Here is a 24,417-nt window from a genome sequence, read left to right as displayed (position 1 = left end):
GGCCGTCGCCCGTTAGCACCACGTGAACAAGGTTTATCCTGAAAGGAAGGCAGCTTCGTGAGTTCCCCTGCGGCAGATTACGGCATTGACGCCATTCGTGAGGCGCTGGAACGGCTTTATCCGCACACCGAACCGACGCATTTTGGAACCATCGTCCGGTACAGTCTGGGCGGTCCCGATCCCCTGGATGGGATTTCCTTCTACGAACGCGACACACCCATCCCCCACTGGCACTGCATTTCCTTTGGCATGAGCGAGTTGTATGCCAAAACGCCCGGCAGTGCGCCTGATTTGAGCGGGTGGGGCTTTGAGTTTACGTTCCGGCTGGCGCGGGGAGCGGCTGACAAGACGGTTCCGACCTGGGTGATTCCGTTTCTCAACAACCTGGCGCGGTATGTGTTCAACTCTGGCAATCCCTTTCGTCCCGGACACCACATGGACCTGCACGGGCCGCTGACGCCGGAAGCACCGGACACCCTGCTTTCGGGCGTGGCTTTTGTGGATGACCCGGAACTGCCCCCGATTGACACCCCCAACGGGCGGATGCACTTTTTGCAGATTGTCGGGCTGACAAAGGACGAGTTGCAGGCGGTCAAACGCTGGAACACGCGCGGCGTTCTGGGACTGCTGGAGGAAAGTTGTCCGCTGTGGATTACCGACTTGGAGCGGGCTTCGATTACAGACCGCCCCGATATTCTGGCGCGCATCCGCGATGGCATCACGGCAGAAGGCTCATCGCTTCAGGGCGAATATGTCGAGATTGCCCGGTGGCAGATGGCCGAGCCGCCCCGGCAGGGCGTGGAGATTGAACTCGATACCGAAGGGCTGCGGGATTTTGCCGAACTCTTTCCGGCGCGTCTCAAGTTTGGCCGGGAGTTTCTCATCTGGGGACCCAAGCAGACTCTGGTGTTTCGTCCGGCAACAACGCCCGGCATGCAGGATGCCGGCAGCGGCGTGCTTGTGCTCGACATCACGCCGGAACTCATCGAGCCGCTGGCGCAGGCCCTCAAGCCGGTTCCTGCCACCCACCGCTTCAACATTGGCGGTGAGGTGGTGGTAACGGTTGTACCGACAGACGATGCCCGGTGACGCCCGCCCGATTGGGATTTTCGACTCCGGGGTAGGCGGTCTGACGGTCTATCGTGCGCTCCGCGCCCGGCTGCCCCAGGAGTCGTTCGTGTATCTGGGCGACACGGCCCGCATCCCCTACGGAACGCGCTCGCCGGAAACTGTCTGTGCGTATGCCCGCCAGGATGCGGCTTTTCTGCTAGCCTGCGGTGTCAAGCTCATCGTCATTGCCTGCAACACGGCCTCTTCGGTGGCGCTTGACCTGCTTCAGGCGGACTATCCGGTGCCGGTGGTGGGTGTCATCGAGCCGGGCGCGCGGCAGGCTGCTGCCGTGACGCGCTGTGGACACATCGGCGTCATTGGTACGGAAGCCACCATCGCCAGTGCCGCCTATCCGCGGGCCATTCGGCAACTGGCGCCTGCCGTGCGCGTCACCTCGCAGAGTTGCCCCCTGTTCGTCCCACTGGTCGAAGAAGGCTGGGCGCAGCATCCGGTGACGGTGACGGTAGCTGCCGAATACCTGACACCATTGCGGGAAGCCGAGGTGGACACGCTCGTTCTGGGGTGCACGCACTATCCGGTGCTGGCAGACGTGATCCGGCGCGTCATGGGGGAAGGCGTCACCCTTGTGGATTCAGGCGCCTGCGCCGCCGAAGAAGTCGTGGCTGTGCTGGAGCAGAACGCCTGTTTTGCACCGCCCGGAAACCTTCCGGCGGCAACGCGCTTTTGCGTCACGGATGCCAGTGAGCGTTTCCGCCGCGTGGCAACGCTGTGTCTGGGCGAGGAAGTGACACGGTTGGAAAAGGTCCGCATCGAGCTGTAATCGGGCCGTAGCCCGGGCCGGACGCGAAGACACGGCGCGTAGGGGCGAATGGCGTTCGCCCGTAACTTCAGGCCGGGGAGGCGGTCAACCGCCGGACGATGTCATCGGCCAGGGTGTAGGGATCGGTTTCGCGGTTGACGATGCGCTGGACAGCCGCTTCCAGTTTGCCGTCGTGCAGTTCGCGCTGCCAGACGTGGCGCAGCAGGCGGTCGCGGATGAGTTCGAGCAGCCGTCGCTCCAGGATGCGCCGCCGGCGCTCGGCGCGCACCTCCGGGTGTGCTGCGACAAAGGTCAGGTAGCTGTCCAGAGCCGTCGCCAGGGCATCGAGTCCGACCGGTGGCGTCGCCGTGGCAATCGTCCGCACGATGGGCGGTTGCCAGCCATCCGGGCGCGCGGCGAGTTCGAGCAGGGCTTCGAGTTCCATCTGCGTCCGTTCGACGCCCTCCCGGTCGGCTTTGTTGATGACAAACACATCGCCGATTTCCATGATGCCGGCCTTGATGGATTGCACATCATCACCCATGCCGGGAACGACGACGACGGCCGTCACATCGGCGGTTTTGACGATGTCCACTTCATCCTGTCCCACGCCGACGGTTTCCACAATGATGACCTCGTAGCCGGCTGCGTCGAGCAGCAGGACGGCTTCCGTCGTCGCCCGCGCCAGCCCGCCCAGATTGCCGCGTGTGGCCATGCTGCGGATGAACACCTGCGGATGCGTTGCCAGTTTGGGCATGCGAATCCGGTCGCCAAGAATGGCGCCGCCGGAGAAGGGACTGGACGGATCAACGGCCACGATGCCGACGCGCTGCCCCCGGTCAACATAGACGTGGGCCAGCTTGTCGGTCAGTGAGCTTTTGCCGGCACCGGGCGCGCCGGTCAGCCCGATCACCCGACTGTGTCCGGTGTGGGGAAAAATCAGCTTCAGCAGGTCCGTGGCTTCTGGGGCATCGTTTTCGACCAGGGAAATACCGCGCGCTACGGCGCGGGGACTGCGGGCCAGAATGGCCTCGGCAAGGGCAGCAGTGGAAGGTGTGGTGCTGGACATGCCAATACGTCAGTGCTGTGGCGGCTTGGGTGCTGGGCTTGAAAAGGGTTGGCGCTGGGCGTCGAGGTCTTTCAACTGCTGTTCGACCGCGTCGCGCAGCGCCGGGTCAGGGCGTCCTTCAAGAACTTGACGATAGCAAAACCGCGCCCGCTCCGGGTTTCCGGCGGCGAGGTGCAGCCGGCCAAGGGCGGCCCACCAGCGCAGTTCATCAGGCTGAAAGCGGAGCGCCTGTTCATAATGCCGGATGGCCTGGGAGGTTTGTCCCTGGCGCTGGCGGATAACCGCAAGCTGGGCATGGAGTTTGGCATCCTCCGGGGCAAGCGCAAGTGCGGCTTCAAATTGGGCTGCGGCCGCATCCAACTGCCCTGTCCCGAACAGTATCACACCAAACAGTTCACGGTAGGGCATCCATGTGGGGTCGCGGGTCACGGCTTCCTGTGCCGCCTCCCGCGCGGCGTCCGAATTGCCCAGCGCAAGGTGGGTTTTGGCTAATATCGCGCAGGTTTCCGCCAGCGGAAGGATGGTGTGGGCACGTTCAAGGGCGGCAATGGCTTCTTCCAGCCGTCCAGCGTTGAGCAGTTCTGTCCCGTAAGCCAGCCACAACCAGACACTGCGTTGGTTGCCTGTGGTCAGCGAGCGGGCCACAGCGGTCAGGCTGTCGCGGTAAAAAACGCTTTCCTGCCGTGTCTGCCGGGCGGACTGCCCTATCAGCAGAGCGATTGCCCCGGCTGCCAGCCACCGCGCCCACGGACGTGACGCGGTGCTGTTCCAGAGGGCGCGGAAGCCAACGGCTGCGGCCAGTGCGTACCCCACGCTGGGCAGGTACATCACCCGCTCGGCGAAAACGAAGCCAAACGGACGAATGAAGTGCGAAAACAGGGCCGCTCCGCCAACGAGAAAGGCCAGCCCGACCCAGGCCGGCGACCGGCGGCGGTAGCTGACCGCCAGCAGACTGCCGGCTACGGCAAGAACGGCCACGGCCGACCACAGCCGCGTGTCGCGCCAGGTGGTCACGACCGGGATGCTGTCGAAGGAATAGTCCACCTGCAGCGGGAAGGGCCAGAAGTGCATGACCAGGTATTTCGCCAGCAGGACCAGACCAGTGAGCCAGCGTTCCCACAGCCCGGCATAAGCGAGGGGATTCATCACAAAGTCAATCGGGATAATTTGCGCACTGGACTGAATCCGCTGGTGGAGATACCAGAAGAAGGCCGTACTCGCGCCACAGGCGATGCCGGTGCGCCAGCCCCGTCCGACGAAAGCGCGCAATCGCTGCCAGCCTGTGCTGGTTACGCACGCCCATCCGATGAGCAACCAGAGCGGAAAAAACAACACGGCGGATTCCTTGCCAAGCCATCCGGCAAACAGACAGAGGGCGGCTCCACCTGCCAGAAGCCAGTGTTGCCAGAGGGGTTGTTCTGATGGGAGCTTCCAGGCTGCCAACGCCAGCCCAAGGGCGCTGAGCGCGCCAAGGGCTGCCAGAAGTTCAGTCCGACCGACAAGCATGGCAACGACTTCGGTGTGGAGCGGATGTGTGACAAAGACGACTCCAGCCAGTCCGGCCACAAGGGCCTCCTGAAGCCAGGCATAAACCACCCAGAGAATGAGCCAGGAAACGACAATATGCAGCGCCACATTCACAAGGTGCTGCGGAGCCGGGCCGTTTCCCAAAGAACGCGCTACGAGAACGTAAGAGGCAATGGCCAACGGTCGGTAATGCTGGTAATGAATGTTTTGATCCACTCTGTCCGTTGGGTAAGTGTCCTGCCAGTAGTGCTTCCGAAACAGCGCCGGCAGGCTGGCCGTTGCGGCTGCATTGGGGTTGCTCTCCACAATACCTACGTCATCAATGACATAGCCGTGCGTGAGGGTCCTTTCAAAGCTGTACCAACCCAGGACGCCGATGAGCAGCCCCCAGAGGAACACAACCCAGATAGGTGTTTTTTTCTGGCTTGCCGTTGGTTGGTCGGTTCCGGTCATGCTCGAAAAGGCTGCGGGCGCGCGGCAGTGTGGTTTCCAAGGCGCAGCGACGGAGCGGGTTCCAGAGACCAGTTGTGCCGTTCGCCGCGCACAAGGTGGGCATAGCCGGCGGCCGCAATCATGGCGGCATTGTCGGTCGTGTACTTGGGATGCGGAATGCGAATCCCGACACCCATGCGCTCCGCCAGTTCGGCCAGCGCCTGCCGCAGGGCTGAATTGCACACCACGCCCCCGCCTGTGAGGACCACCCGTGGACGGTAAGCCACAATGGCCCGCTCCAGTACGCCGACCAATGTGTTGACCACCGCCTGCTGAAAACTGGCCGCCAGATGGCGGATGTTGTCGGGGGCCTGCGCCAGGATGGCGTCCCGGGTCAGCCCTTCCGGCAGCGGCACAATCTGCTGTTCGCGGATGTAGCGCAACACCGCTGTTTTGAGACCGCTGAACGAAAAATCATAGGGGGCATCGGGGATGAGTGGCGGACGGTACACCAGCGGCGCAGCTTCCGCGCGTCCGGTCTGCGCCAGCCGGTCGAGGATAGGGCCGCCGGGGTAGCCAAGGCCCAGACGGCGGGCGGTTTTGTCGTAGGCTTCACCAGCGGCGTCGTCACGGGTGTGTCCGAGACGCTCATAGGTCAGTGCTGCTGGAAGGTAAAACAGGTCGGTATGCCCGCCGGAGACAATCAGAGCCAGGGCCGGATAGTCCCAGTCGCCGTATTCAAAAACCGTTGAGAACAGGTGTCCTTCAATGTGGTGCACGCCGACCAGCGGAACATCCAGCGCCAGAGACAGCGCCTTGGCGTAAGACAGGCCAACCAGCAGCGCGCCCACGAGTCCGGGGCCGTAAGTGACGGCAATCCCATCGAGACCATCAAAGCCGGTCTCGGCCACGGCACATGCAACCACGTCCGCCATCGCCTCCAGGTGCTGGCGGGAAGCAATTTCTGGAACGACGCCACCGTAGGGACGATGAAACTCCATCTGGGAGGCGATGATGTTCGAGATGACCTGCCGTCCCTCGATGACGACTGCGGCAGCCGTTTCATCACAGGATGTTTCAATGCCCAACACCGTCCGCATGGGCGAGACGATACTAGGAATCAAAACGGCGGCACAAGGCGACGGATGCCAATGGTCATGCTAGGGTGAAACAGGAATGACCGGGCCAGTTTCGTGGACATCGCTTTGCATCACCATCCTGGCCTATACTTTGCCTTACTTGTGGAGGAATGACCCCCGATGATGTACGGATTCGATATGGAGCGCGCGCTGCGCGCCATGCGTGCGGAACTGACCAATCATGGTGTGCAGGAACTGCGCACGCCGGAAGAAGTGGATGCCGTTCTGGGCAAAAAAGAGGGCACGGCGCTGGTTGTCGTCAACTCAGTGTGCGGGTGTGCCGCCGGGGCGGCGCGTCCGGGCGTTGTCGAGGCACTCAAGACAAGCCCCGTCCTGCCGGACCATATCACCACCGTTTTTGCCGGGCAGGACAAGGAAGCTACGGCGCGGGCGCGTGAGTACTTCAAGGGGTTTGCGCCATCTTCACCGTCGGTCTGGCTGCTCAAGGATGGTGAGGTGGTCTTCAAGCTGGAGCGACACCAGATCGAGCACCGGAGTGCCAGTGATATTGCGGCTGACATCCGTACGGCCTTTCAGAAGCACTGCAACCGGGCTGGTGTGGCGACGGCCTAGTTTCCCTCACAACCCTGGTGATGTTGTCCGATTGAAAAACCTATGAGTCATGTTCCGGCGCCCCATCGGGTTGCGCCTGCGACGACGGACGCGGCTGACGCCGGGGCTTCGGCGTCAGCTTCGCGTTATGCTTGGTACATCCTGTTCATCCTTACCCTGGTGCAGGTTGTCAACTACGTTGACCGGCAAATTATCCCGCCCTTACTCAAGCCCATTCAGGACGAGCTGAATCTGAGCAACACTGCGGTCGGGTTCCTCGGGACGGCCTTTATGCTGGTGCATTCCCTGGCGGCCATTCCACTGGGGGTTCTCGCCGACCGTGTGGCGCGCCGGAAAATCATTGCCGCCGGTGTCGGCTTCTGGAGTCTGGCGACGGCAGGGGCCGGATTTGCGTCATCCTACAGTCACCTCCTGCTGGCACGTGGCGCGGTGGGGGTGGGCGAAGCAGCTTACGCGCCGGCGGCCACCTCCCTGCTCAGTGACATGTTCCCGGCGCGGATGTGGGCCAAGGTCATCGGGATTTTCAATCTTGGACTGGTCATTGGCGCGGCCGTGGGGTTGGTGCTGGGCGGCGTGTTGAGCGAGAAAATCGGCTGGCGGGCCTGTTTTTTCGTCGTCGGCCTGCCGGGCCTGCTGCTGACCGTTGTCGTCTGGCTGTTTCGTGAGCCGCCACGCAGTCACCTGACCGAACCGCCAAAATGGGCCGACACGGTTCAGGTGTTGCAGATCAAGTCGTTTTGGCTGGTGATTGCCGGAGCGGCCTGCATAACCTTCGCCGCCGGGGCTCTGGTGCACTTCCTGCCGAAGCTGGTCACGGAAGTCTATGCCGTTCCCTCGTCACAGGCCGCCGTACGACTGACGCCCATCGTCATCGCAGCTTTTCTAGGGGTAATTGCCGGGGGGGTTGTTGCCGACTGGTTGCAGCAGCGATTTGCGGCCGGCCGGGCGCTCACTATGGCCGTGGCCTTTCTGCTCGGCGCACCCTTCCTGTACTGGGGCTTGTATGCCCCGACGTTGGGCCAGTTCATCACGGCTGGTTTCATTGCCACGTTCTTTATGAGCTTCTACCACGGACCCGTTGCAGCCATCGTCACCGATCTCGTTCCCGCCTCGCTGCGCGCCACGGCTATTGCCTTCTACATGTTTGCCATTCATATCCTGGGGGATATGCCTTCGCCGGTGATTGTGGGATTCCTGTCGGATGTGATTGCCGGTGAGCATGCTTCGGCATCCGTGATGACCGAGGCGCTTCGGCAGGCAATGTTGCTGTGTGTGGCCGCCACGGCGCTTAGTGGGATTATCTTTGCCGGCGTGTCGCCGGTTTTACGGCGGCGCGCGGTGGCTATTGAGCCTGCCTCCGCATAGTGCGCCCGGCCTTGTGCGGCCCGGTGCATCTGAATGTGCGCCTGGCAAGGTGGCGGAAGCCGCCGCGCCGCTGCAAAGTCCTGTTTCCCTGGACTTGCGCCGCCGGCCGGCAGGTGTTCTAAACTCAGGTTTGCATTGATGAACGGCTCCCGGAGCGCACTGACGGGAGCGGCTTCGGCTGGGTACGTAACCCTTGGTTTCAAAAACACGGAAGCGGTCGTGGAGGTTTTGCCGACCATGTTAAGCCTGAAGGATATTGGGCGTCTGGTGCTAGCCACGGGGCTGGGGATTGCCACGGCGCTGGCACCACTGGCGACATACGGGCAGGAAGATTCACAACCCAGGAAGAAGAAACAGCGCAAGATCGAACTCGACAAAATCTACCAGCGTTGGGTCAACGAGGACGTGGACTACATCATCACGCCGGAAGAGCGCGCAGCCTTCAAGAAGCTTCAGACCGACGAAGAGCGCGAGGAATTCATCGAGCAGTTCTGGCTGCGGCGCGACCCGGACCCGGACACGCCAGAAAATGAGTACCGCGAGGAGTACTACCGGCGTATTGCCTACGCCAATGAAAAGTTCACCTCCGGCATTCCCGGCTGGAAGACCGACCGGGGGCGCATCTACATCACTTGGGGGCCGCCGGATAGCATTGAGTCACGTCCGGCTGGAGGCCCCTACGAGCGCCCGATTTACGAAGGTGGCGGAACGACCTCGACCTACCCATTCGAGATTTGGTTCTACCGGTATCTGGAAGGCGTCGGTTCAGGTATCGAAATTGAGTTTGTGGACCCGACGGGAAGCGGCGAGTACCGTATCGCCCGCCATGCGGACGAAAAAGACGCCCTGTTGTTTGTCCCGAATGCCGGCTTGACCCTGGCCGAGCAACTTGGGCTGGCCTCGAAGGTGGACCGGCCGTTCTTCAATCCCGGCAACCGGTATGGCAACAATCCGCTGTATCCGATGCGGACGCAGGACATGCCCTTCGAGCGCCTGGCAATTCTCACCAACCTGCAACGCGCTCCTTCAGTACGCTATCGCCAGTTGGCCGAGCGGGTTGACCAGCAGGTGGAGTTTGACGTGCTGCCGTTTGACGTACGCACGGACTTCCTGCGCGCCGGCGAATCCGCCATCGTGACGACCTTTACCCTGATGTTCAACAACGCCGACCTGGGCTTCAAGGACGAGGGTGGCATTCAGAAAGCCCAGCTCAACATCTATGCCCGCGTGTCGGCGCTGACCGGCAAACGGGTGGGGATTTTCGAGGAAGCACCCATCATCACCTATCAGCAGTCCCAGTTTGAGGTCGGGCGCAAGCTCAACTCCGTCTATCAGAAAAGCCTGATCCTGCCGCCGGGCAACTACAAGATTGATTTCGTTGTCCGCGACGTGACGAGCGGGCACACCGGCATCGTCCGCCAGGGGTTTGAAGTGCCGCGCTACTCACCGGATGCGCTTTCAACGAGTTCGCTCATTCTGGCGGACATCGTGGAGCCGGTCACGCGCGTTTCGGGCAGCCAGTTCATCATCGGCGCCAACAAAGTGCGGCCGAGTGTGACGCAACGCTTCAAGCAGAATCAGTCACTGGGCGTGTACATGCAGGTGTACAACGTCCAGATTGACCAGGCTTCATTGCGCCCGGCCATTGAAGCCGAATACGTCATCACCAATGTCAAAACCGGGCAGGAAGTGCAGCGTATCCGCGAGGACGGCAAAAATGGCATTTCCGACCTGAGCGGTTACGGGCAGCAGATCGTGCTGGGGCGGCTTATCCCGCTCGAAAAGCTGGAGCCGGGCAGCTATGAAATCACCGTGGTCGTGACCGACAAAGTGGCCCGGAAGACGCTCACGCCCAAGACGTTCTTCACCGTCGAGCCGGCCAAATCCTGACCGGGAACGGGGCTTCCGCTCACGGCCGTCCGCCGGAGTGGAAGCCCCGTTGTGTTTTCTGCCCGCCCTATGCGGCTTCTCGACCGCTATCTCATCCGTGAAATTCTGCCCTACGTCGCCACCGTCTTTTTTCTGCTGACGGCGGTGATTTTCATTCACGAGGCCGGACGTTTCTCGGAACTGTTCGTCGTTTTTGCCCGGCGTGGTCTGTCGAGCACGCCACTTGTCAAACTTGTTCTGTCGCTGCTGCCCGGCATTGTCATCTTCACCCTGCCGATTGCGTTTCTGGTGGGCGTCACGATGGCGATGGGGCGGTTGTCTGGCGACCGCGAAATCGTGGCCCTGCAGGCGGGCGGAGTGGGACGCTGGGCGCTGTTGCGTCCGCCGCTGCTGGTCGGCATCGCCGTGACAGGCATCACCGGCTACAACACCTTTTATCTGCTGCCGACGGCCGTCAAATCTCTTAACCAGCTCAAGAAAACACGCTCCGAGCTGTTGCTGCGCAGCATCGAGACCTACATCAAGCCCGGCACGTTCACCGAAGACCTGCCGGGCAAGATTCTCTACGTTGACCGGAGCGACGGGGAAGGGAAGTGGCAGCGGATTTTCATTGCCGAGACTTCGTCCCAGCCGAACGAGGAACCCAAAATCTACTCGGCCGAATCCGGGCAGATCATCATCGGCAGAACGTTGCAGGACAGTGAGTTGCGGCTGGAAAAGGCGCGGGTTTATGGCCAGGAATCACGGCAGCCGGATGAGGTGGCAGGCTACTTCGTGAATGCTTCGGGAAGCCTGACGGCCAGTTTTGCGCTTGGCAAGGATGATGGCGATCCCGACCTGCAAGCCCCGCCGCCGGGACCGGAGCTGCTTGCCTTTCCCGACCTGTGGCGTTTCAAGCCCAGCAGCCCGGCTCAGGCACGGGCCGCAGCAACCGAGATACACAAGCGTATGGCCCTGCCGGCGGCCTGCCTGATATTTGCACTCTTTGGGGTGGTGCTGGGGGTGACAACCCTGCGCAGCGGGCGGTCAGGCGGCTTGTTGATTGGCATTATGCTGGCGCTGGCCTTTTACCTGCTGATGCTGGGGGGCGAGCGGGCTGCACGCAGCGGTGCCCTGCCGGTCGCGCTGGCCGTCTGGTTGCCCAATCTGCTGTTTCTGGGGTTGGCCGGCGTGATGTCGGGTGGCATCGGGCAGTGGATTCGGCGCTGGACGGTCTGGAACTGGTTTTGGCAGGGAGGGCGTTGGGTCTGGGAACTGACCCTGTACATCGGGCGGCGGCTGTGGCGCCGGACTTCTGACACGAACCTCCCGGACTGGCTGGCCAGGGGAACAGCAGCGGCGTTTTCTGCGCCCCGTGTCCGGCTGGGGTTTCCCCGGATTGTGGACGGCCTGATTTTTCGTGAAGCCGTGGGCGCTTTTCTGCTCGTCCTGCTTGGGTTGGTGGGCATCTTCCACGTGTTCACGCTGTTTGAGCTCATCAATTCGATTGTCCAGAACCGCATCGGTTTTGGCATCGTCGCTGGCTATCTGCTGTTTCTGACGCCCCAAATCCTGAACTACATGCTGCCCTTTGCCGTGCTGGTGGCTACGCTTGTCACGCTGGGGCTGCTGGCGAAATCGGCCCAGCTCGTGGTGCTCTATGCCAGCGGGCAGAGTCTTTACCGGCTGTCGCTGCCGTTGTTTCTGGGCGGCGGGCTGGCCGCACTACTGATGGTCAGCTTGCAGGAATTTGTCTTGCCGGTGTCGAATCCACGCCAGGATTACCTGCGTTACCAGATTCGTGGCGGGACCTTGCCGCCGCAGACCTTCCATCAGAAAAACCGCAAGTGGTTTCGTGGGCGTGACCACCGGATATTCAACTTTGCCGTCTTTGACACCGAGCGCAACGAGTTTACGAGCTTTGGCATGTATGAACTTCATCCCACGACGGCGCGGTTGGTGTCGCGTACGTATGCGGCCAAAGCCCGCTGGGATGCCGTAACCGAAGAGTGGGTGCTGACCAATGGCTGGCGTCGCACCTTCCCGGCGGATGGGCTGGAAAGCCAACGCCAGCCGATTGGCGAGCTACGTCTCAAACTGGCGGAAACACCGGATTACTTCCGGCAAAGCACGACGGACATCACCAAAATGAGTATCGGCCAGTTGCAGCAGCAGGTGGCGGAGCTCACTGCGCAAGGGCTGGATGTCGAAAACCTGCAACGGGCCATTCAGGTGAAAATCGCCGCTCCGCTGGCCTGCTTCATCATGGTGCTGGTTGGCATTCCCTTTGCCCTCACCGTCGGGCGGCGCGGGGCCATGGTGGGAATTGCCATCGGTATTGGGCTGGCCGTGGCGTTCTGGGGAACAGTCAACCTGTTTGAGCAGCTCGGTTACTATCGCCTGCTGCCGCTGTTCTGGTCGGCCTGGGGGCCGAACCTGTTGTTCGGCAGCGGCGGGTTGTATCTCCTGCTGTCTGCCAAAACCTGACGCGATTCCCGGTAGGACAGCCCGTGCGGTAGCCCTATAGACAGCAGCTTTGATTGGGTCGGATCATGGAACATCGGCAGGATATTCTCGTTCGGTTTGGAGCCCGGGTCCGGGAGTTGCGTTTGAGCAAAGGCTACTCACAGGAGTCTTTTGCGGCCAAGTGCGGTTTGGACCGAACCTACATAGGTGGTATTGAGCGCGGCGAACGGAACCTGGCCCTGCGCAATATCGAGAACATTGCGAAAGCCTTGGATATATCCCTCTCAGAATTGATGCGTGGACTCTAAAGACATGACGGAAGATTTGATCAAGGAAGCTTATGGCGAAGTAAAGCAGCAGTGCCGCGTTGATTTGAAGAGCAACGCTGCTGGATGCGCGATATTGCAGCTTGCGCTCAAGTCGCTGACATTCCTCGTAAACGAATGCCAGCAGCTTAATCTTGTCTCCTGTGTTCCCGAAAAGAAGTATTTCAGCTTCAGGAAGGACAACATCGTCGCACGTCCCGCGAACAAGGAATTCTTTCTACTCTGTCCTGACGCCGTATCCCGGCTGTGGGAGAGGTGGCAGGCGGAAACCATCACCACCGTGGAGTTTGGGCAATTGACCTACACCGTGGCGCTTGCACCAGGCCTGGCGCTGGAGATATTTGACCGCCAGAACAAAAAAGGTCCGGCGACATTCTTTGAGTGCTACGTAGGACATCTTTTCGCTCGAGCCGTAAGTGTAAATCCGACAAAGCGCGCCAGATTGCCCGTTCACGGGCGGGATGTTCTGATGACCATGGACTTTTTGATGGACATCGGCAGGAAGAAAGTGCACCTGCCGGTGAAGATGTCTTCCAAGGAGCGGGTAGTCCAGGCGTGGGCGCACCAGCGGCTTCTCAATGAAGCCTATGGGAGCCATGCGTACCAAGGAATAATGGTGCTATTTTCTGAGACGAAACTTGACTCGCAGTCCCTGAAAGTTGTTGAGATATGTGTGCCTGACCAATGGCTGGTCTATCAGAGTTTGCTCGCCCGCATGGACCGCATCTACTACTTTGATATTCCTGTCCGATACCAAAAGCTGATGCAGCAATTCCCGAACCTGATATCCATCAAACAGTTCGGGGAGTTTTTCAGTGAAAGAGAGGAAATTCTTCATTCTTAGCAGGGGGCAGCCGTGGTTTCCCTGTACCGTTGGTCGTGATCTGCAGTCGGTTCTTGAGTCCCGCCCATCGCTTCCGGCCCTTGGGCTTGAGAAACACAAGGAAATAGGAGTGGTTTTTTCTTGCGTGAGCCTGCTTCAGCAGGCGGCTTACCCCCGGTCTTCCGTTGCGCACGACAACAAAGAGGTCTTCCACAACAAAGCCATAACTTTGAAGTTCGTTGATGATCTCAACGTGGGTCAGGCGTTGCTGATTGGCGCAAACCTCGTCCTGGCACTTGACCACGTAAGTCCCACCTTCCCTTAGAACCCGCCACGCCTCGCGGGCTGCTTTGAAGTAAAGGTCAAGGACTGCCTCGTGGTACTTCTTCTCTGACCTGGTGAGATTGTTCTTGTAGTAACCCTCGTAGTTTTGATGGTCAACATGCGCTGTCCCGCTGGGCGTGTGCATGTACGGCGGGTCGAACACAACGCAGTCAATAGACCCATCTTGGTATGGAAGGCTCCGGCAGTCCACCCCGGACTGAAGGTCAGTCGCCAGGAGCTTGTAGGCATCGGGAGGGACGTTTCGCCAGAAAACCCCTTTCCCATAAGTCACGTCGGCGACAGTGCTGCCAGGCTCGACATAGAGGGAAAGGACGAAGGGGAATACCTCGTCATTTGTGCCTACGTATGCACTGAAGACGAGATCGTTGGTGGGTGTGCCGTCCGGCGATTTACGCTTTTTCCTGGCTGTCATCGGAAACCCATGAACCCCTGCGACGGTTGATGACCATACGTATCAAGTGATTGCCCGTCAAGTGTGGCTTTTGTTCGCTCGTCTCCATTGGCAAAGCTGCATGCACCGGTCGCGTCCCTCAGGCGGCGAAACAATTGTCCTGACAAGGCGCTGTCTGCCGCTGGAGGCTCCGCCGAGGGATGTGGTGGGTGGCGATGTTTCGGAAATTTTCCAGCAGTTCGACAAGACAACCGAGCCAGAGAGTGTTAGGCTTGATACGCTCCACCGGCTGAAGGCAGCTTCAGCCGACATTCCACCTCATCTCCACGTACCTGCTGGTCCTTCCCGGTCCGCCCCGCCGGGCAGGGTTGTGGCAGGGAGAATGAATGAGCCATCATTCATTTACGGAAGGACGCGCACTCTCACCATGACCATCAAAAACGCCATCTTCATCGTGCTGTTCTTCGCCGCCATCGGCTACTTCCTGTTCAATGCCTGGCGGCTCATTGAATACATCCGGGTTGGCAAGCCGGAAAACCGCTTCGACAACCTGCCCCGGCGGCTCCGGGACCTGCTCGTCATCGGGTTTGCCCAGACAAAAATCATGCGCCACTGGTGGGCCGGTGCACTCCACGTCACTGTCTTCTGGGGCTTCTGCATCCTGACACTGGCCTCCTTCGAGGTCGTGCTGGAAGGCTTCCATCCACAGGCTTCACTGTATTTTCTGCCCGGTTATGAGCTGCTGACCTGTGTACAGGACATTTTTGGCGTGCTCGTCCTCGTCGCTTCCCTGACCTTCCTGTTTCGCCGCTACGTCACCAAGCCCAAGCGGTTTTCCGGGCGCGAAATGACCCCGGCCAGCCGGCTGGATGCCACCATCATCCTGCTCATGATCATTGCCCTGATGGTGACGATGTTCATCGCCAACGGCACGCATCCGGCCACCAACAGCGTCATTTTCGGCTTCCGTCCCATTTCGGATGTCGTCGGCTTCTATCTGGGTGGGAGCCAGAACGAACTGCTGTTTGAAGCCGCGTGGTGGACGCATGCCCTGGTGCTTTTCGTGTTTCTCAACTACCTGCCATTCTCAAAGCACCTGCACGTCATTGCCTCCCTGCCAAATGTCTTTTTCGCCTCACATCAATCGTCAGGCGTACTACCCAAAATGGACCTCGAAGCCGAGGACATCGAAACCTTCGGCGCTTCAGACATCGAACACTTCACCTGGAAACAGTTGTTCGACAGCTACACCTGTACGGAGTGCGGACGCTGCACAGCCGTATGTCCCGCCAACAACACGGGCAAGCCGCTGTCACCGCGCAAGATCATGATGGACATCCGCCACCGCATCGAGGAAAAGGGCGAGTTGACCATCGGCAAGCTGGGGACGTTCACCAAAGGCATTGCGGCCAACGGCCACGGCAATGGCAACGGGGAACTGCCCGAACATGTCAAAGACGTACTGGCGCAGAAAATCATCAGCGAACGGTTCATCACACCCGAAGAACTCTGGGCCTGTACGACCTGCCAGGCCTGCATGCAGGAGTGCCCGGTCAGCATCGAGCACGTGCCCACGATTGTGGATATGCGCCGCAACCTCGTCCTGCAGGAAGCCGACTTCCCCAGCGAACTGAACACGCTGTTTACAAACCTCGAAAACAAATACTCGCCGTGGGCTTTCAGCCATGACGGGCGCGCCGACTGGGCCGAAGGGCTGGAAATACCACTGATGTCCATGATCGAAGCCGACCAGAAACAGGTCGAAGTGCTGTTCTGGGTTGGTTGCGCCGGATCGTACGATGATCGCTACCGCAAGGTCGTCCGGTCTGTGGCGCGCCTGCTCAAAAAGGCCGGGATTTCCTTTGCCATTCTCGGCAAGGAGGAGAAATGTACCGGCGATCCGGCCCGCCGTGCCGGCAATGAGTACCTGGCCCAGATGCTCATTCAGGAAAACGTCGAAACACTGAACAACTACAAGCCTCGTTTCAAGACGGTGCTCACGTCCTGTCCGCACTGCTTCAACGCCATCAAGAATGAATGGTCGCAGTTTGGCGGCACGTTCGAGGTCATGCATCACAGCCAGTACCTGTCGAAACTCGTGGCCGAAGGACGTATCACACCCACGCAGAAGATTGAAGCCACGGCGGTCTATCACGATTCCTGTTACCTGGGACGGTCAAATGGTGTCTATGAGGAGCCGCGCCAGGTGCTTGTCCAGATTGGCGCGAAATTGACCGAGATGGAACGCTCCCGCGACAAGGGCATGTGTTGTGGCGCGGGCGGTGCGCGCATGTGGATGGAAGAAGCGGCCCCGCGCGTCAACGTCGAACGCACGCGCCAGGCGCTCGAAACCAAGCCCGATATGATCGCGGCCGCCTGTCCCTTCTGCCTGACGATGCTGACCGACGGCCTCAAAGCCCACAACGAAGAGCGGGTCAAAGCCTTTGACATCGCCGAACTGCTCGATCAGGCGACGGGTGGCGACAGACAGGCGTAAGTGGTTTTACGCTCCGGCGCCTGAAACAGACCATTCCGGGGGAAGGGACTCGCCGGCCACGTCAATGAGCCGCACGATCACTTCCCCAAGGATGCGGTCGGGCGTGGAAGCGCCGGAAGTCAGCCCGATGGTGAGCTTGCCGGCAGGCAGCCAGTGGTGGGATTCAACTTCACCGGTCTGAAAAGCCGGCTTGTGGCGGATGCGTTCGGCAGACACCAGACAGTCCGCACCCGTAATGTGGTAGGTCGGGCAAACCGCCGCAGCCATTTCGCAGAGGTGGCCAGTGTTGCTGCTGTTGTAGCCGCCGACAACGAGCATCAGGTCGGGACCGTAAGCCAGCAACTGCGCCACAGCATCCTGCCGAACCTGGGTGGCGCTGCAAATCGTGTCGAAGGACCGGAAACGGAATGGCACTTCGTCTTCGCCATACCGCACTGTCATGGCGGCGCGCAAGCGCTCGGCAATCGCCAGGGACTCGCTGGCCAGCATGGTGGTCTGGTTGGCCAGACCGATCTTTTCCAGGTCGCGCCGGGGGTCAAAGCCGGGCGAGGCGAACCGGGCGAAGAAGTCGTGCAGCATGTCCACCGGTTGCAGTCCACTGATGACATCGGCCAGACGCTCTGCTTCCGACAGGTCACGGACGACAACGTAGCGCCCACCGGGTATGGCCAGCACCTGCGAGCGGGTCGCCGCCGTCTCTTCGTGGTCGTATTTCCCGTGAATCACGGTAGTGAAACCGTCGCGCGCATAGCGTTCCACGCGCTTCCACACGTGGACGACCGAACCGCACGTGGTGTCAATGAGGGTGCAGCCCGTCTGGCGCAGCCGGGACAACTCCGGGGTAGGCAAGCCAAAGGCCGGGATGATGACCACATCCTGAGGGGTGAGATGGGCCAGTCCGTCGAGCGGTTGGATGCCGACAGCGGCGAGCTGCCCGTTGACCATCGGGTTGTGGATGATTTCCCCGGCCAGATAAATCTTCCGGTCGTGGAACCGGCGGCGTGCCTCGTAAGCCAGCTCAAGGGCATCGTCCACGCCGTAGCAGAAGCCAAATTCACGTGCCAGGTGGAGGGTGAGGCGGCCAACCCGGCAGGTATAATCCTGCTGACGGATGGCTTCGACAATCGCACTGCCAAAGTGGTGCGCGACGGTTTGACGGGTGCTGGACTGGACGAATAAACGTGACCGCGTGTGAACGCTTTCGGGAAGCGTGACCGCAACCTGACTGGCCATGTTGACCGAATGCCCTCGTCTTGCAGGATGGCTTGGGGGCAAAACCGACGCGATCGCGCCAGCGGTCACGACGTAAAGCGAAATCTAATCGCTGCACGCCACGGCCGCCAAGACAAACTGACGGATGGTATCCGGCAGTGGTATCCGTCACCAGTCGGGAGGCAGCCTCTTGACCGCCTTCAGACGAGTTCCATCCGGGCCGCACAGAAAGTGCTCACGAGTTGGCGTTAGCCAGTTCGGGTGTGGTTTCAGCCGCCACGTTTGGTTTATAGGCAATCGAGAGCGGCGGGGGTGAAGAGACAGCCGCTTCTGCGGCCGGCTTGGGTGGCTTGTCGGTCGCAAAGCTGACCTTGACGGCCGTCCGGCGCGGCCCGGGTATGGGCCCGGTTGTCCTCTCAGTTGCTTTTCCGACTGTTTCGCTGGTCACGCCTGCTGTAGCTGAAGCCGCTTCTCCGGCAGCCGGGGCCGCAGCCGCCGTCACAGGTTGACCGGCGGGCTTTGCGACCGGCTTGCCGGCATTCTGAATGAAGGCCAGAAGCTGTTTGAGGGGGCTACCCTGCTCAACCATCCGGTCAATGGCCTGCAGCAGAAATGCCCGCGCGGCCGGGTTTTCGCTCACCGTAATGAGCAGCTTGTTGAGCGCCTCGATCAGAGCTGTAATCTGACCAATGTCCTCAACTTTGGGAATGCGGTCCACCAATTTCGAGAGGGTTTCATCCAGCCCGATGGTTTTGCCGACTTCCGTCGGAAGTGTCCCGACAGCATCTTTGGCAACCTGCGCGACGCGATAAACGGCATAGCTCGCGTTGGAAACCGGGCGTCCGGTGCCAAAGGGGGAATCAGGAGATGGAACTCTGCCGGATGGTGCATCGGGCGGGGTAGGCCGCGCCGTTGGGGTCGGTGGCGGGACCCGGAACGTCGTACCCCGCCTGGCATGGGATTCCTGGACAATGGCCCGGATGCGCTCAATCTGAGCTGCTGTGGCGTCAGCGGCGCTGCTTTGGGAAGCGGCACTGCTTTGGGAAGACGATAGCGGCTGGCCTGTGGATGTTTCTGCCTGTCCGCCAGCCTGCTGTCCGCCAGCCTGCCCGGCACTTCGTGTCACCACCGCTTTGGTGAGTTCAAACAACTCTTCCAGCGCCGGCAGGTCCATAATGGGCAGCAGGTCCACCCGCGCCGTCAGGGGCTTGGGAACAGCCGGCGGTGTAAACTCCAGCGCCAACTCACCATGCAGGGTATCAGCCGGTTTGGCGCTCAGGTTCACGCCACGGTAATCCAGGCGGTCGAGAACATCCGACTGCAAGCCACGCGCCCAGAGCACAAAGTGCCGGTCGGTCAGAATGACGTAGTCGTGCAGGGTCAGCCCGCCAACCCGCTTGCCGTCGCCATCGAAGATGATCCCGTCAAACAGGGCAATGACCACTTCATCCGGTTCGCGGTGATAGCGGAAAAACTCCTCGATGTGTTTCCGTTCGACATTTTTGCCAATGTAAGGGACAGGCAGCTCCAGCGCGACGTTGGCCATCGTCGTTTCTCCTCAAACCGCCTTGATGGGGCGTGGATGGACTGGGTGGATGAAACGGGAAGCCCGGATGGCGCACCAGGTGGCTCCCGGCGCCCAACCCGAACTTCCCATCCTGGACTATCCTTCGGCTGTGAAGCGGGAAGCCGTGGTCTTGCCCGCCGGAGACGCGCCCATACTGCGCCGTGCCCCGCCGCCGTCATACAGGTTGTCAAACATACGTCCCTGAATGCGGTCGAAGTTGTAGGCAATGGCGCGGTAAATGTCGCCCACGAGGTTGATGTGACCTTCAAGGTTGATCTCGCCGATCTCGACGATGGAGTCCACGACTTTTTTGAACTGACCCATAGCAACAAGTCCTCCGAAGTTCGGATGGAAAGGAAGTGAGCTGAACTTTGGGGACGTAAACCGGACACGCCGTGGCCATGCTGGCAGGCACCTGGCTGCTTGCGCTGGACACTGACACGCAACAACCGGCAGGGCGCGCTACCTGTCAGGTACGTCAGGGCGACGCCGCCGCCCCGGTCGGGTTTCAGCCAACCCCGACCGGGGTTTCAAAGCAAATACTCAACCATTCATTCTGATACTCGGCATGACTGGGTTCCAGCCCAATCATCGAGGTCGGCAAACCAACCATCCGCCGCTGGTTGCCAATCTGGATGACGAGTTCATCGCCCGCAATCCAGGTTTCGAGCCGGTCTGGCTCCAGAAACGGCAGCCGGATGCGAATGCGGCAGTCATGCTCGGATTTGCACATTTCAAAGGGACGCTCGTCGTAGAGCCGCGCTGCCGGGTCAGTGTCGCCAAAGAGATCGCGGGCCAGCACCCGCAGGCGGTCTATACCGACGACTTCTGAACCGTACATCGGTGCCCGCAGAATTGGCAACGGCTGAAATGAGTCCTCAATCTCCGCCAGGTAACGCTGCTGAACGTCCTTCCATCCTTCCAGAAAACCACTGTTTTCGTGAACCGGCAAAAGCCGGTTGACCACGATGCCATCCGAAAGCAGTCCGTAGAGATTCAGGTAAGTCAGTGCCCGCTTGGACTCCTTGATGGCCATCTTTTCGGCGTTCATCACCAGGCGCACCGTCGTTGTCGTGCCGTCACACAGAATGTCGTGCATGACTTCGAGGTTGCGGAACATGCGATCAACTTCGGAAAAGACCTTCTCTGACGCCATGTACTTCCGCAGTCCGGGTGTGGCATTCGCCAGGGGGCGCACAATGGGACGTACAAGCGAGGCTTCCAGTCCGCGCACCAGCCGGATGAGCCAGTTCAAGGTTTGCGGCATCGAAAGCAGGCGCAGGGTTTCTCCCGTGGGCGCGGCATCCACCACGAGCAGGTCGTACTCGCCACTTTCCCGGTACTTCCGAATGCGCGTCAGGCTGAACAGTTCTTCCATGCCGGGCAGGATGGCGGACTCGTCTGCCAGAACTCCATCCACCCCCTGGCTGGCGAGGATTTCGGCAAAGTGGGCGCGCACCACGCCCCAGTTTTCTTCCAGGTCCCGATAGACGTTGGTTTCCAGGGCATCGAGCCGGTCGGCAATCCGTACCGGTTCGGGGCCAAGCGGAAGGTCGAAGGAATCCGAAAGGCTGTGGGCCGGGTCTGTGCTCATCACCAGCGTACGCAGGCCGCGCTCGGCCGCCAGCAGTGCCGTTGCTGCCGCAACACTGGTTTTTCCAACTCCGCCCTTGCCGGTGTAGATGATGATTCTCATACGTTCCGTCTTCTCGTCTCGTGCAAGTCTGCGCCCAAGCGCGTGTTCAGGGGGCATCTACGGCGACCGGGCCGCTCAGCGAATCGCAATGGCATAAGCCATCATGCCCAGCACATACAGCGTCGTCCCGGTGGCGTTGTACCAGGGGGCGCGTGCCTCCGGGTCCCGGACGAGCTTGACCTGAAGGGGTATCTGGGCCACGAGCAGCCCCATCAGGACGGCCGCCCACAGCCATTCCCCGTACCACGCCAGCAGGCCCACACACAGCAGTTGCGGAATGTTCATGACATAGCAGGCCACCCGCGCGGCGCGTGGAATGCCAAGCTGCACCGGCACGGAACGAATCCCCAGCGCCGTGTCGCCCGGCACACTCTTGAAGTCGTTGAGCGTCATGATCCCGTGCGCGCCAATGCTGTAGAGCACCGCCCCGGCAAGGCTCGCTGGCGGAAAGGCCCCGGAAACCGCCAGGCAGCCCGTCGCCCACGCCACGCCTTCGTAGGCAAAACTCACCAGCCCGTTGCCGAACCAGCCATTGCGTTTGCCGCGTACCGGCGGCGCGCTGTAGAGCAACGACATCACAAAAGCCGCAACGGTGATGAGCAGTACCGGCCAGGCGCCAACAATCCAGGCCATTCCGAAAGAGGCGAGCGTCAGCGCCGTACACAGCCAAAGCCCCTGGGCTTCTGTAATCCGCCCGGAAGGAAACGGCCGCTGCGGCTCGTTGATGCGGTCCACTTCCCGGTCACAGTAGTCATTCATGACCTGTGACATCGAACACATCAGCGGCCCGGCCAGAATGGCTCCCAGAAACAGGTTCCACAGGAACTCACCCGTCGGCGCGGCCCCACTGCTGATGGCTCCGCACAGGAACGCCCACATCGGGGCAAACCAGGTGAGCGGTTTCATCAGTTCGAGAACAGCACGCCAGAAGTCGGCCCGCGACGTTGCGAGCGGTACGGAACAAGCCTGTGGTACGTATTGGTTCGCCATTGGAATCAGCAGCCGATGGACGGGCTGACAGAAAGTCAGTGGGTCAGCTTGTCAGGAATCAGCGGGACGTTTCCCTTCCAACTTCGCTCATGGTAGGGCTGACTGCAACGGAAACTTTGCCGGTCGAAAGCTTTTCGTCCGCCATGCTAAGGTGAGTCATCTGAGGCGCCGGGGGCAAAAGCCGCCGGTGCCACACCTTGGACACCTTGTGAAGACTGAACATGCTTCAGCAACCGTGCCCGGCATTCTGGTTGAAGGCGGCCGTCGGGCTGGCGCTCACTACCGGACTGCTCTGGAAACCTGCTCCGGTGGTCGAAGCGCAGCGGGCCGGTCGGTCAGCCGCGCGCCCGGTACAGAAAGCAGCGCCGAAATCATCACCGAAAGGCACCCCGCAGTCACCTTCGGCCCCGTTGGCGTCGCCAGGCAAACCACTGCCAGCGGGGGCACTTCAGGCGTTTGTGGAGCAGTTGGCTGCCCGTCCGGCATTGCAGGGCGCGCGTCTCGGCATCCACATTGAAGATGCTGAAACGGGCGAAGTTCTGGCCGATGTCGCCGGCGAGAAGCGGTTTTTACCGGCCTCGAACATGAAACTCGTCACCACGGCTGCGGCGCTCGATGTTTTGGGGCCGGACTTCCGCGTACGCACCTCGGTCTATGTGCCGCCGCCGGATGCCAACGGCGTCGTCACCGGCGATCTGACACTCGTTGGCCGCGGCGATCCGACCATTTCCGACCGCTATAACGCCGACAAAAAAGACACCCGCCTGACGCCGCTCGAACAGCTTGCCGACCAGGTGGCGGCGGCCGGCATCCGGGAAATCACCGGCGATGTCGTCGGCGATGAAAGCTACTTCCGCGCCGCGCCGCTCGGCGACGGCTGGGGCTGGGATGACTTGCAGTGGTACTACGGCGCGGAAGTCAGTGCGCTGTCCGTCGCTGACAACCACGTGACGCTGACCGTGGCGCCGACGCGCCCCGGAGAAAAGGTGGCCGTCACCTGTACGCCAGCGACGGATTACATCACCCTGCGCAACGAAGCCGTGACGGCCGCCGGCAAGGAAACCGACACCTTTGGGCTGCACCGCGGCCTGGCTGACAACGTCATCGAACTGTACGGCGCACTGCCGCCCAACGGGGGACGTGAGTTGGGCGTGGCCATTCACGACCCGGCCCGCTTTGCCGCGCACCTGTTCCGGGACATGCTCGTGCGCCGGGGCATCGTCGTGCGGGGTGGCATCCGGCGCGCTGACGCCAACCTGCGGCAGCGGCAGCCGCTGGCGCTGGAGACGCTCCGGGAAGTGGCTTTCATCGAGTCGCCGCCGCTGGCGCTCTGGGTGCGGACGACCAACAAAATCAGCTCCAACCTCTACGCTGAACTCCTGTTGCGCCATCTGGGAAAGGCACGTGGTGCGCCGGACAAGGATGCCGACGTGGCCGGCTGTGAAGTCGTGGCGGATTTCCTCGCCCGCGCCGGGGTTGCCGTGACCGAACTGAAAATCCGCGACGGTTCCGGGCTGTCACGGCTTGACAACCTGACGCCGGGCGCACTGACGACCCTGCTCCGCTTTATGCGCAAACATCCAACCTGGGATGTGTTTTACGATTCGCTGCCCATTGCCGGTGTGGACGGCACGCTGCGCAGCCGCATGAAGGGGACGCGCGCCGCCGAAAATCTGCGGGCCAAGACTGGCACGCTCGATGACGTGAGCGCGCTGGCCGGTTACGTCACCGCCGCCGACGGGCGGGTGCTCGTGTTCAGTTTCGTGGCCAACCATCTCAACACCGCCCGTACGGCCGGAGTGGCCGCCGGCGACGACCTGGGCAAGGCCATGGCCGAATACACCGGCGCAGCCGCCAAAACGGCTGCTGTGGAAACGGAGCAATGATGAACCGACGCTTCTGGAAAGTCACCTTCCTGGCGGTCGCTGTTGGCAGTGGTCTGGCGGCAGCGGCTTTTGCCGCCGGGCTGGCTGCCGGCCGGCAGCTTTCGGCGCGGGAGGCGCAGCAGGTGCTTCAGCGCGCCTTGGGCGGACGCTACGAGCGTGACCGCATTCGCATCCGGCGCGTTCTGCCCGGCTTTTCACCCGGCGATGCCATCGTCGAAGCGCAGGTGGAGGCCACGTTCAAGCTGGCCCGGACGGCCCGGGGTTGGGAAGCCACCGAAGTCCGCATTGCCGACCGGGACTGGCGGCCACTTGCGGCACTGACCCGCGAGTTGAGCCAGAGCCAACCAACGGAAGGTGTCACGGGAGCGCCATGA

20 protein-coding genes are annotated in these 24,417 nt (G+C 61.2%); 11 read left to right on the top strand and 9 right to left on the bottom strand.

All coding sequences use genetic code 11. The features are described 5' to 3' along the window. Positions 1-57: 57 nt before the first annotated feature. Both CABTHER_RS08730 and murI read left to right on the top strand, forming a co-directional pair. On the top strand, positions 58-1,089 hold the full coding sequence (locus CABTHER_RS08730) for a suppressor of fused domain protein (RefSeq protein WP_014100263.1): 1,032 nt from the start codon (positions 58-60) through the stop codon (positions 1,087-1,089). Further along, positions 1,079-1,891, top strand: coding sequence for a glutamate racemase (murI, locus tag CABTHER_RS08725; RefSeq protein WP_014100262.1), 813 nt, complete (start codon positions 1,079-1,081; stop codon positions 1,889-1,891). Before CABTHER_RS08730 ends, murI begins: the two co-directional genes overlap by 11 nt. 67 nt (positions 1,892-1,958) lie before the next feature. On the opposite strand, the gene meaB is transcribed toward murI, so the two are convergent. From meaB to tsaD, 3 genes are read right to left on the bottom strand one after another with little or no spacing between them, the layout of a single operon-like run. Further along, positions 1,959-2,939 (bottom strand): methylmalonyl Co-A mutase-associated GTPase MeaB, encoded by a 981-nt coding sequence (meaB, locus tag CABTHER_RS08720; RefSeq protein WP_014100261.1) that lies wholly within the window; start codon positions 2,937-2,939, stop codon positions 1,959-1,961. A 9-nt stretch (positions 2,940-2,948) separates the two neighbouring features. Next, entirely contained in the window at positions 2,949-4,919 is a 1,971-nt protein-coding gene (locus CABTHER_RS08715) for a tetratricopeptide repeat protein (RefSeq protein WP_014100260.1), read from the bottom strand. Next, positions 4,916-5,998 (bottom strand): tRNA (adenosine(37)-N6)-threonylcarbamoyltransferase complex transferase subunit TsaD, encoded by a 1,083-nt coding sequence (gene tsaD / locus CABTHER_RS08710; protein WP_014100259.1) that lies wholly within the window; start codon positions 5,996-5,998, stop codon positions 4,916-4,918. Before tsaD ends, CABTHER_RS08715 begins: the two co-directional genes overlap by 4 nt. A 159-nt stretch (positions 5,999-6,157) precedes the next feature. Here tsaD and CABTHER_RS08705 point away from each other — a divergent pair, with 159 nt between their 5' ends. From CABTHER_RS08705 to CABTHER_RS08680, 6 genes are all read left to right on the top strand, one after another. Continuing rightward, positions 6,158-6,610: a BrxA/BrxB family bacilliredoxin gene (locus CABTHER_RS08705; protein ID WP_041569173.1), complete on the top strand. Its 453-nt coding sequence runs from the start codon at positions 6,158-6,160 to the stop codon at positions 6,608-6,610. A 42-nt stretch (positions 6,611-6,652) separates the two neighbouring features. Then, positions 6,653-7,975 (top strand): spinster family MFS transporter, encoded by a 1,323-nt coding sequence (locus CABTHER_RS08700; RefSeq protein ID WP_014100257.1) that lies wholly within the window; start codon positions 6,653-6,655, stop codon positions 7,973-7,975. Between the two features lie 237 nt (positions 7,976-8,212). Beyond that, the gene (locus CABTHER_RS08695) at positions 8,213-9,865 is read left to right on the top strand and encodes a GWxTD domain-containing protein (protein WP_187288360.1); all 1,653 of its coding nucleotides are present in this window, start codon (positions 8,213-8,215) and stop codon (positions 9,863-9,865) included. A 69-nt stretch (positions 9,866-9,934) separates the two neighbouring features. After that, positions 9,935-12,331, top strand: coding sequence for an LptF/LptG family permease (locus tag CABTHER_RS08690; protein WP_014100255.1), 2,397 nt, complete (start codon positions 9,935-9,937; stop codon positions 12,329-12,331). Between the two features lie 65 nt (positions 12,332-12,396). Further along, positions 12,397-12,618, top strand: coding sequence for a helix-turn-helix domain-containing protein (locus tag CABTHER_RS08685; protein WP_014100254.1), 222 nt, complete (start codon positions 12,397-12,399; stop codon positions 12,616-12,618). 4 nt (positions 12,619-12,622) lie between these two features. Next, positions 12,623-13,480, top strand: a complete 858-nt coding sequence (locus CABTHER_RS08680; protein ID WP_014100253.1) for a hypothetical protein — start codon at positions 12,623-12,625, stop codon at positions 13,478-13,480. Here CABTHER_RS08680 and CABTHER_RS08675 read toward each other — a convergent pair. Further along, a complete protein-coding gene (locus tag CABTHER_RS08675; RefSeq protein ID WP_014100252.1) occupies positions 13,449-14,216 on the bottom strand; it encodes a DNA methyltransferase in 768 nt (255 codons plus the stop codon). The two genes, CABTHER_RS08680 and CABTHER_RS08675, sit on opposite strands and share 32 nt — an antisense overlap. Before the next feature lie 406 nt (positions 14,217-14,622). Here CABTHER_RS08675 and CABTHER_RS08670 point away from each other — a divergent pair, with 406 nt between their 5' ends. Beyond that, entirely contained in the window at positions 14,623-16,692 is a 2,070-nt protein-coding gene (locus CABTHER_RS08670; RefSeq protein ID WP_014100251.1) for a (Fe-S)-binding protein, read from the top strand. Between the two features lie 6 nt (positions 16,693-16,698). Here the strand turns inward: CABTHER_RS08670 and CABTHER_RS08665 are convergent, their stop codons facing one another. From CABTHER_RS08665 to chlG, 5 genes are all read right to left on the bottom strand, one after another. Continuing rightward, positions 16,699-17,925, bottom strand: coding sequence for a 4-hydroxy-3-methylbut-2-enyl diphosphate reductase (locus CABTHER_RS08665; RefSeq protein ID WP_014100250.1), 1,227 nt, complete (start codon positions 17,923-17,925; stop codon positions 16,699-16,701). Positions 17,926-18,139: 214 nt separating this feature from the next. Next, complete coding sequence (locus tag CABTHER_RS08660; protein WP_014100249.1) at positions 18,140-19,450, bottom strand: hypothetical protein; 1,311 nt, start codon at positions 19,448-19,450, stop codon at positions 18,140-18,142. A gap of 117 nt (positions 19,451-19,567) precedes the next feature. Beyond that, positions 19,568-19,795 (bottom strand): bacteriochlorophyll c-binding family protein, encoded by a 228-nt coding sequence (locus CABTHER_RS08655; protein WP_014100248.1) that lies wholly within the window; start codon positions 19,793-19,795, stop codon positions 19,568-19,570. Positions 19,796-19,979: 184 nt separating this feature from the next. Further along, positions 19,980-21,167 (bottom strand): ArsA family ATPase, encoded by a 1,188-nt coding sequence (locus CABTHER_RS08650; protein ID WP_014100247.1) that lies wholly within the window; start codon positions 21,165-21,167, stop codon positions 19,980-19,982. A 75-nt stretch (positions 21,168-21,242) separates the two neighbouring features. Beyond that, on the bottom strand, positions 21,243-22,157 hold the full coding sequence (chlG, locus tag CABTHER_RS08645) for a chlorophyll synthase ChlG (RefSeq protein ID WP_014100246.1): 915 nt from the start codon (positions 22,155-22,157) through the stop codon (positions 21,243-21,245). Positions 22,158-22,378: 221 nt separating this feature from the next. Between chlG and dacB the strand changes: the two genes are divergently transcribed. After that, positions 22,379-24,043 carry a D-alanyl-D-alanine carboxypeptidase/D-alanyl-D-alanine endopeptidase gene (dacB, locus tag CABTHER_RS08640; protein WP_014100245.1) on the top strand — a complete coding sequence of 555 codons (1,665 nt, stop codon included), beginning with the start codon at positions 22,379-22,381 and terminating at the stop codon, positions 24,041-24,043. Next, complete coding sequence (locus CABTHER_RS08635; protein ID WP_148263997.1) at positions 24,040-24,417, top strand: hypothetical protein; 378 nt, start codon at positions 24,040-24,042, stop codon at positions 24,415-24,417. The genes dacB and CABTHER_RS08635 overlap by 4 nt, the downstream gene beginning before the upstream one ends.

Source organism: Chloracidobacterium thermophilum B (assembly GCF_000226295.1).
In the GTDB taxonomy this organism is placed as follows: Bacteria; Acidobacteriota; Blastocatellia; order Chloracidobacteriales; family Chloracidobacteriaceae; genus Chloracidobacterium; species Chloracidobacterium thermophilum.
Note: the sequence above shows the minus strand (reverse complement) of the source record. Positions and strands in the feature narration are given on the sequence as shown.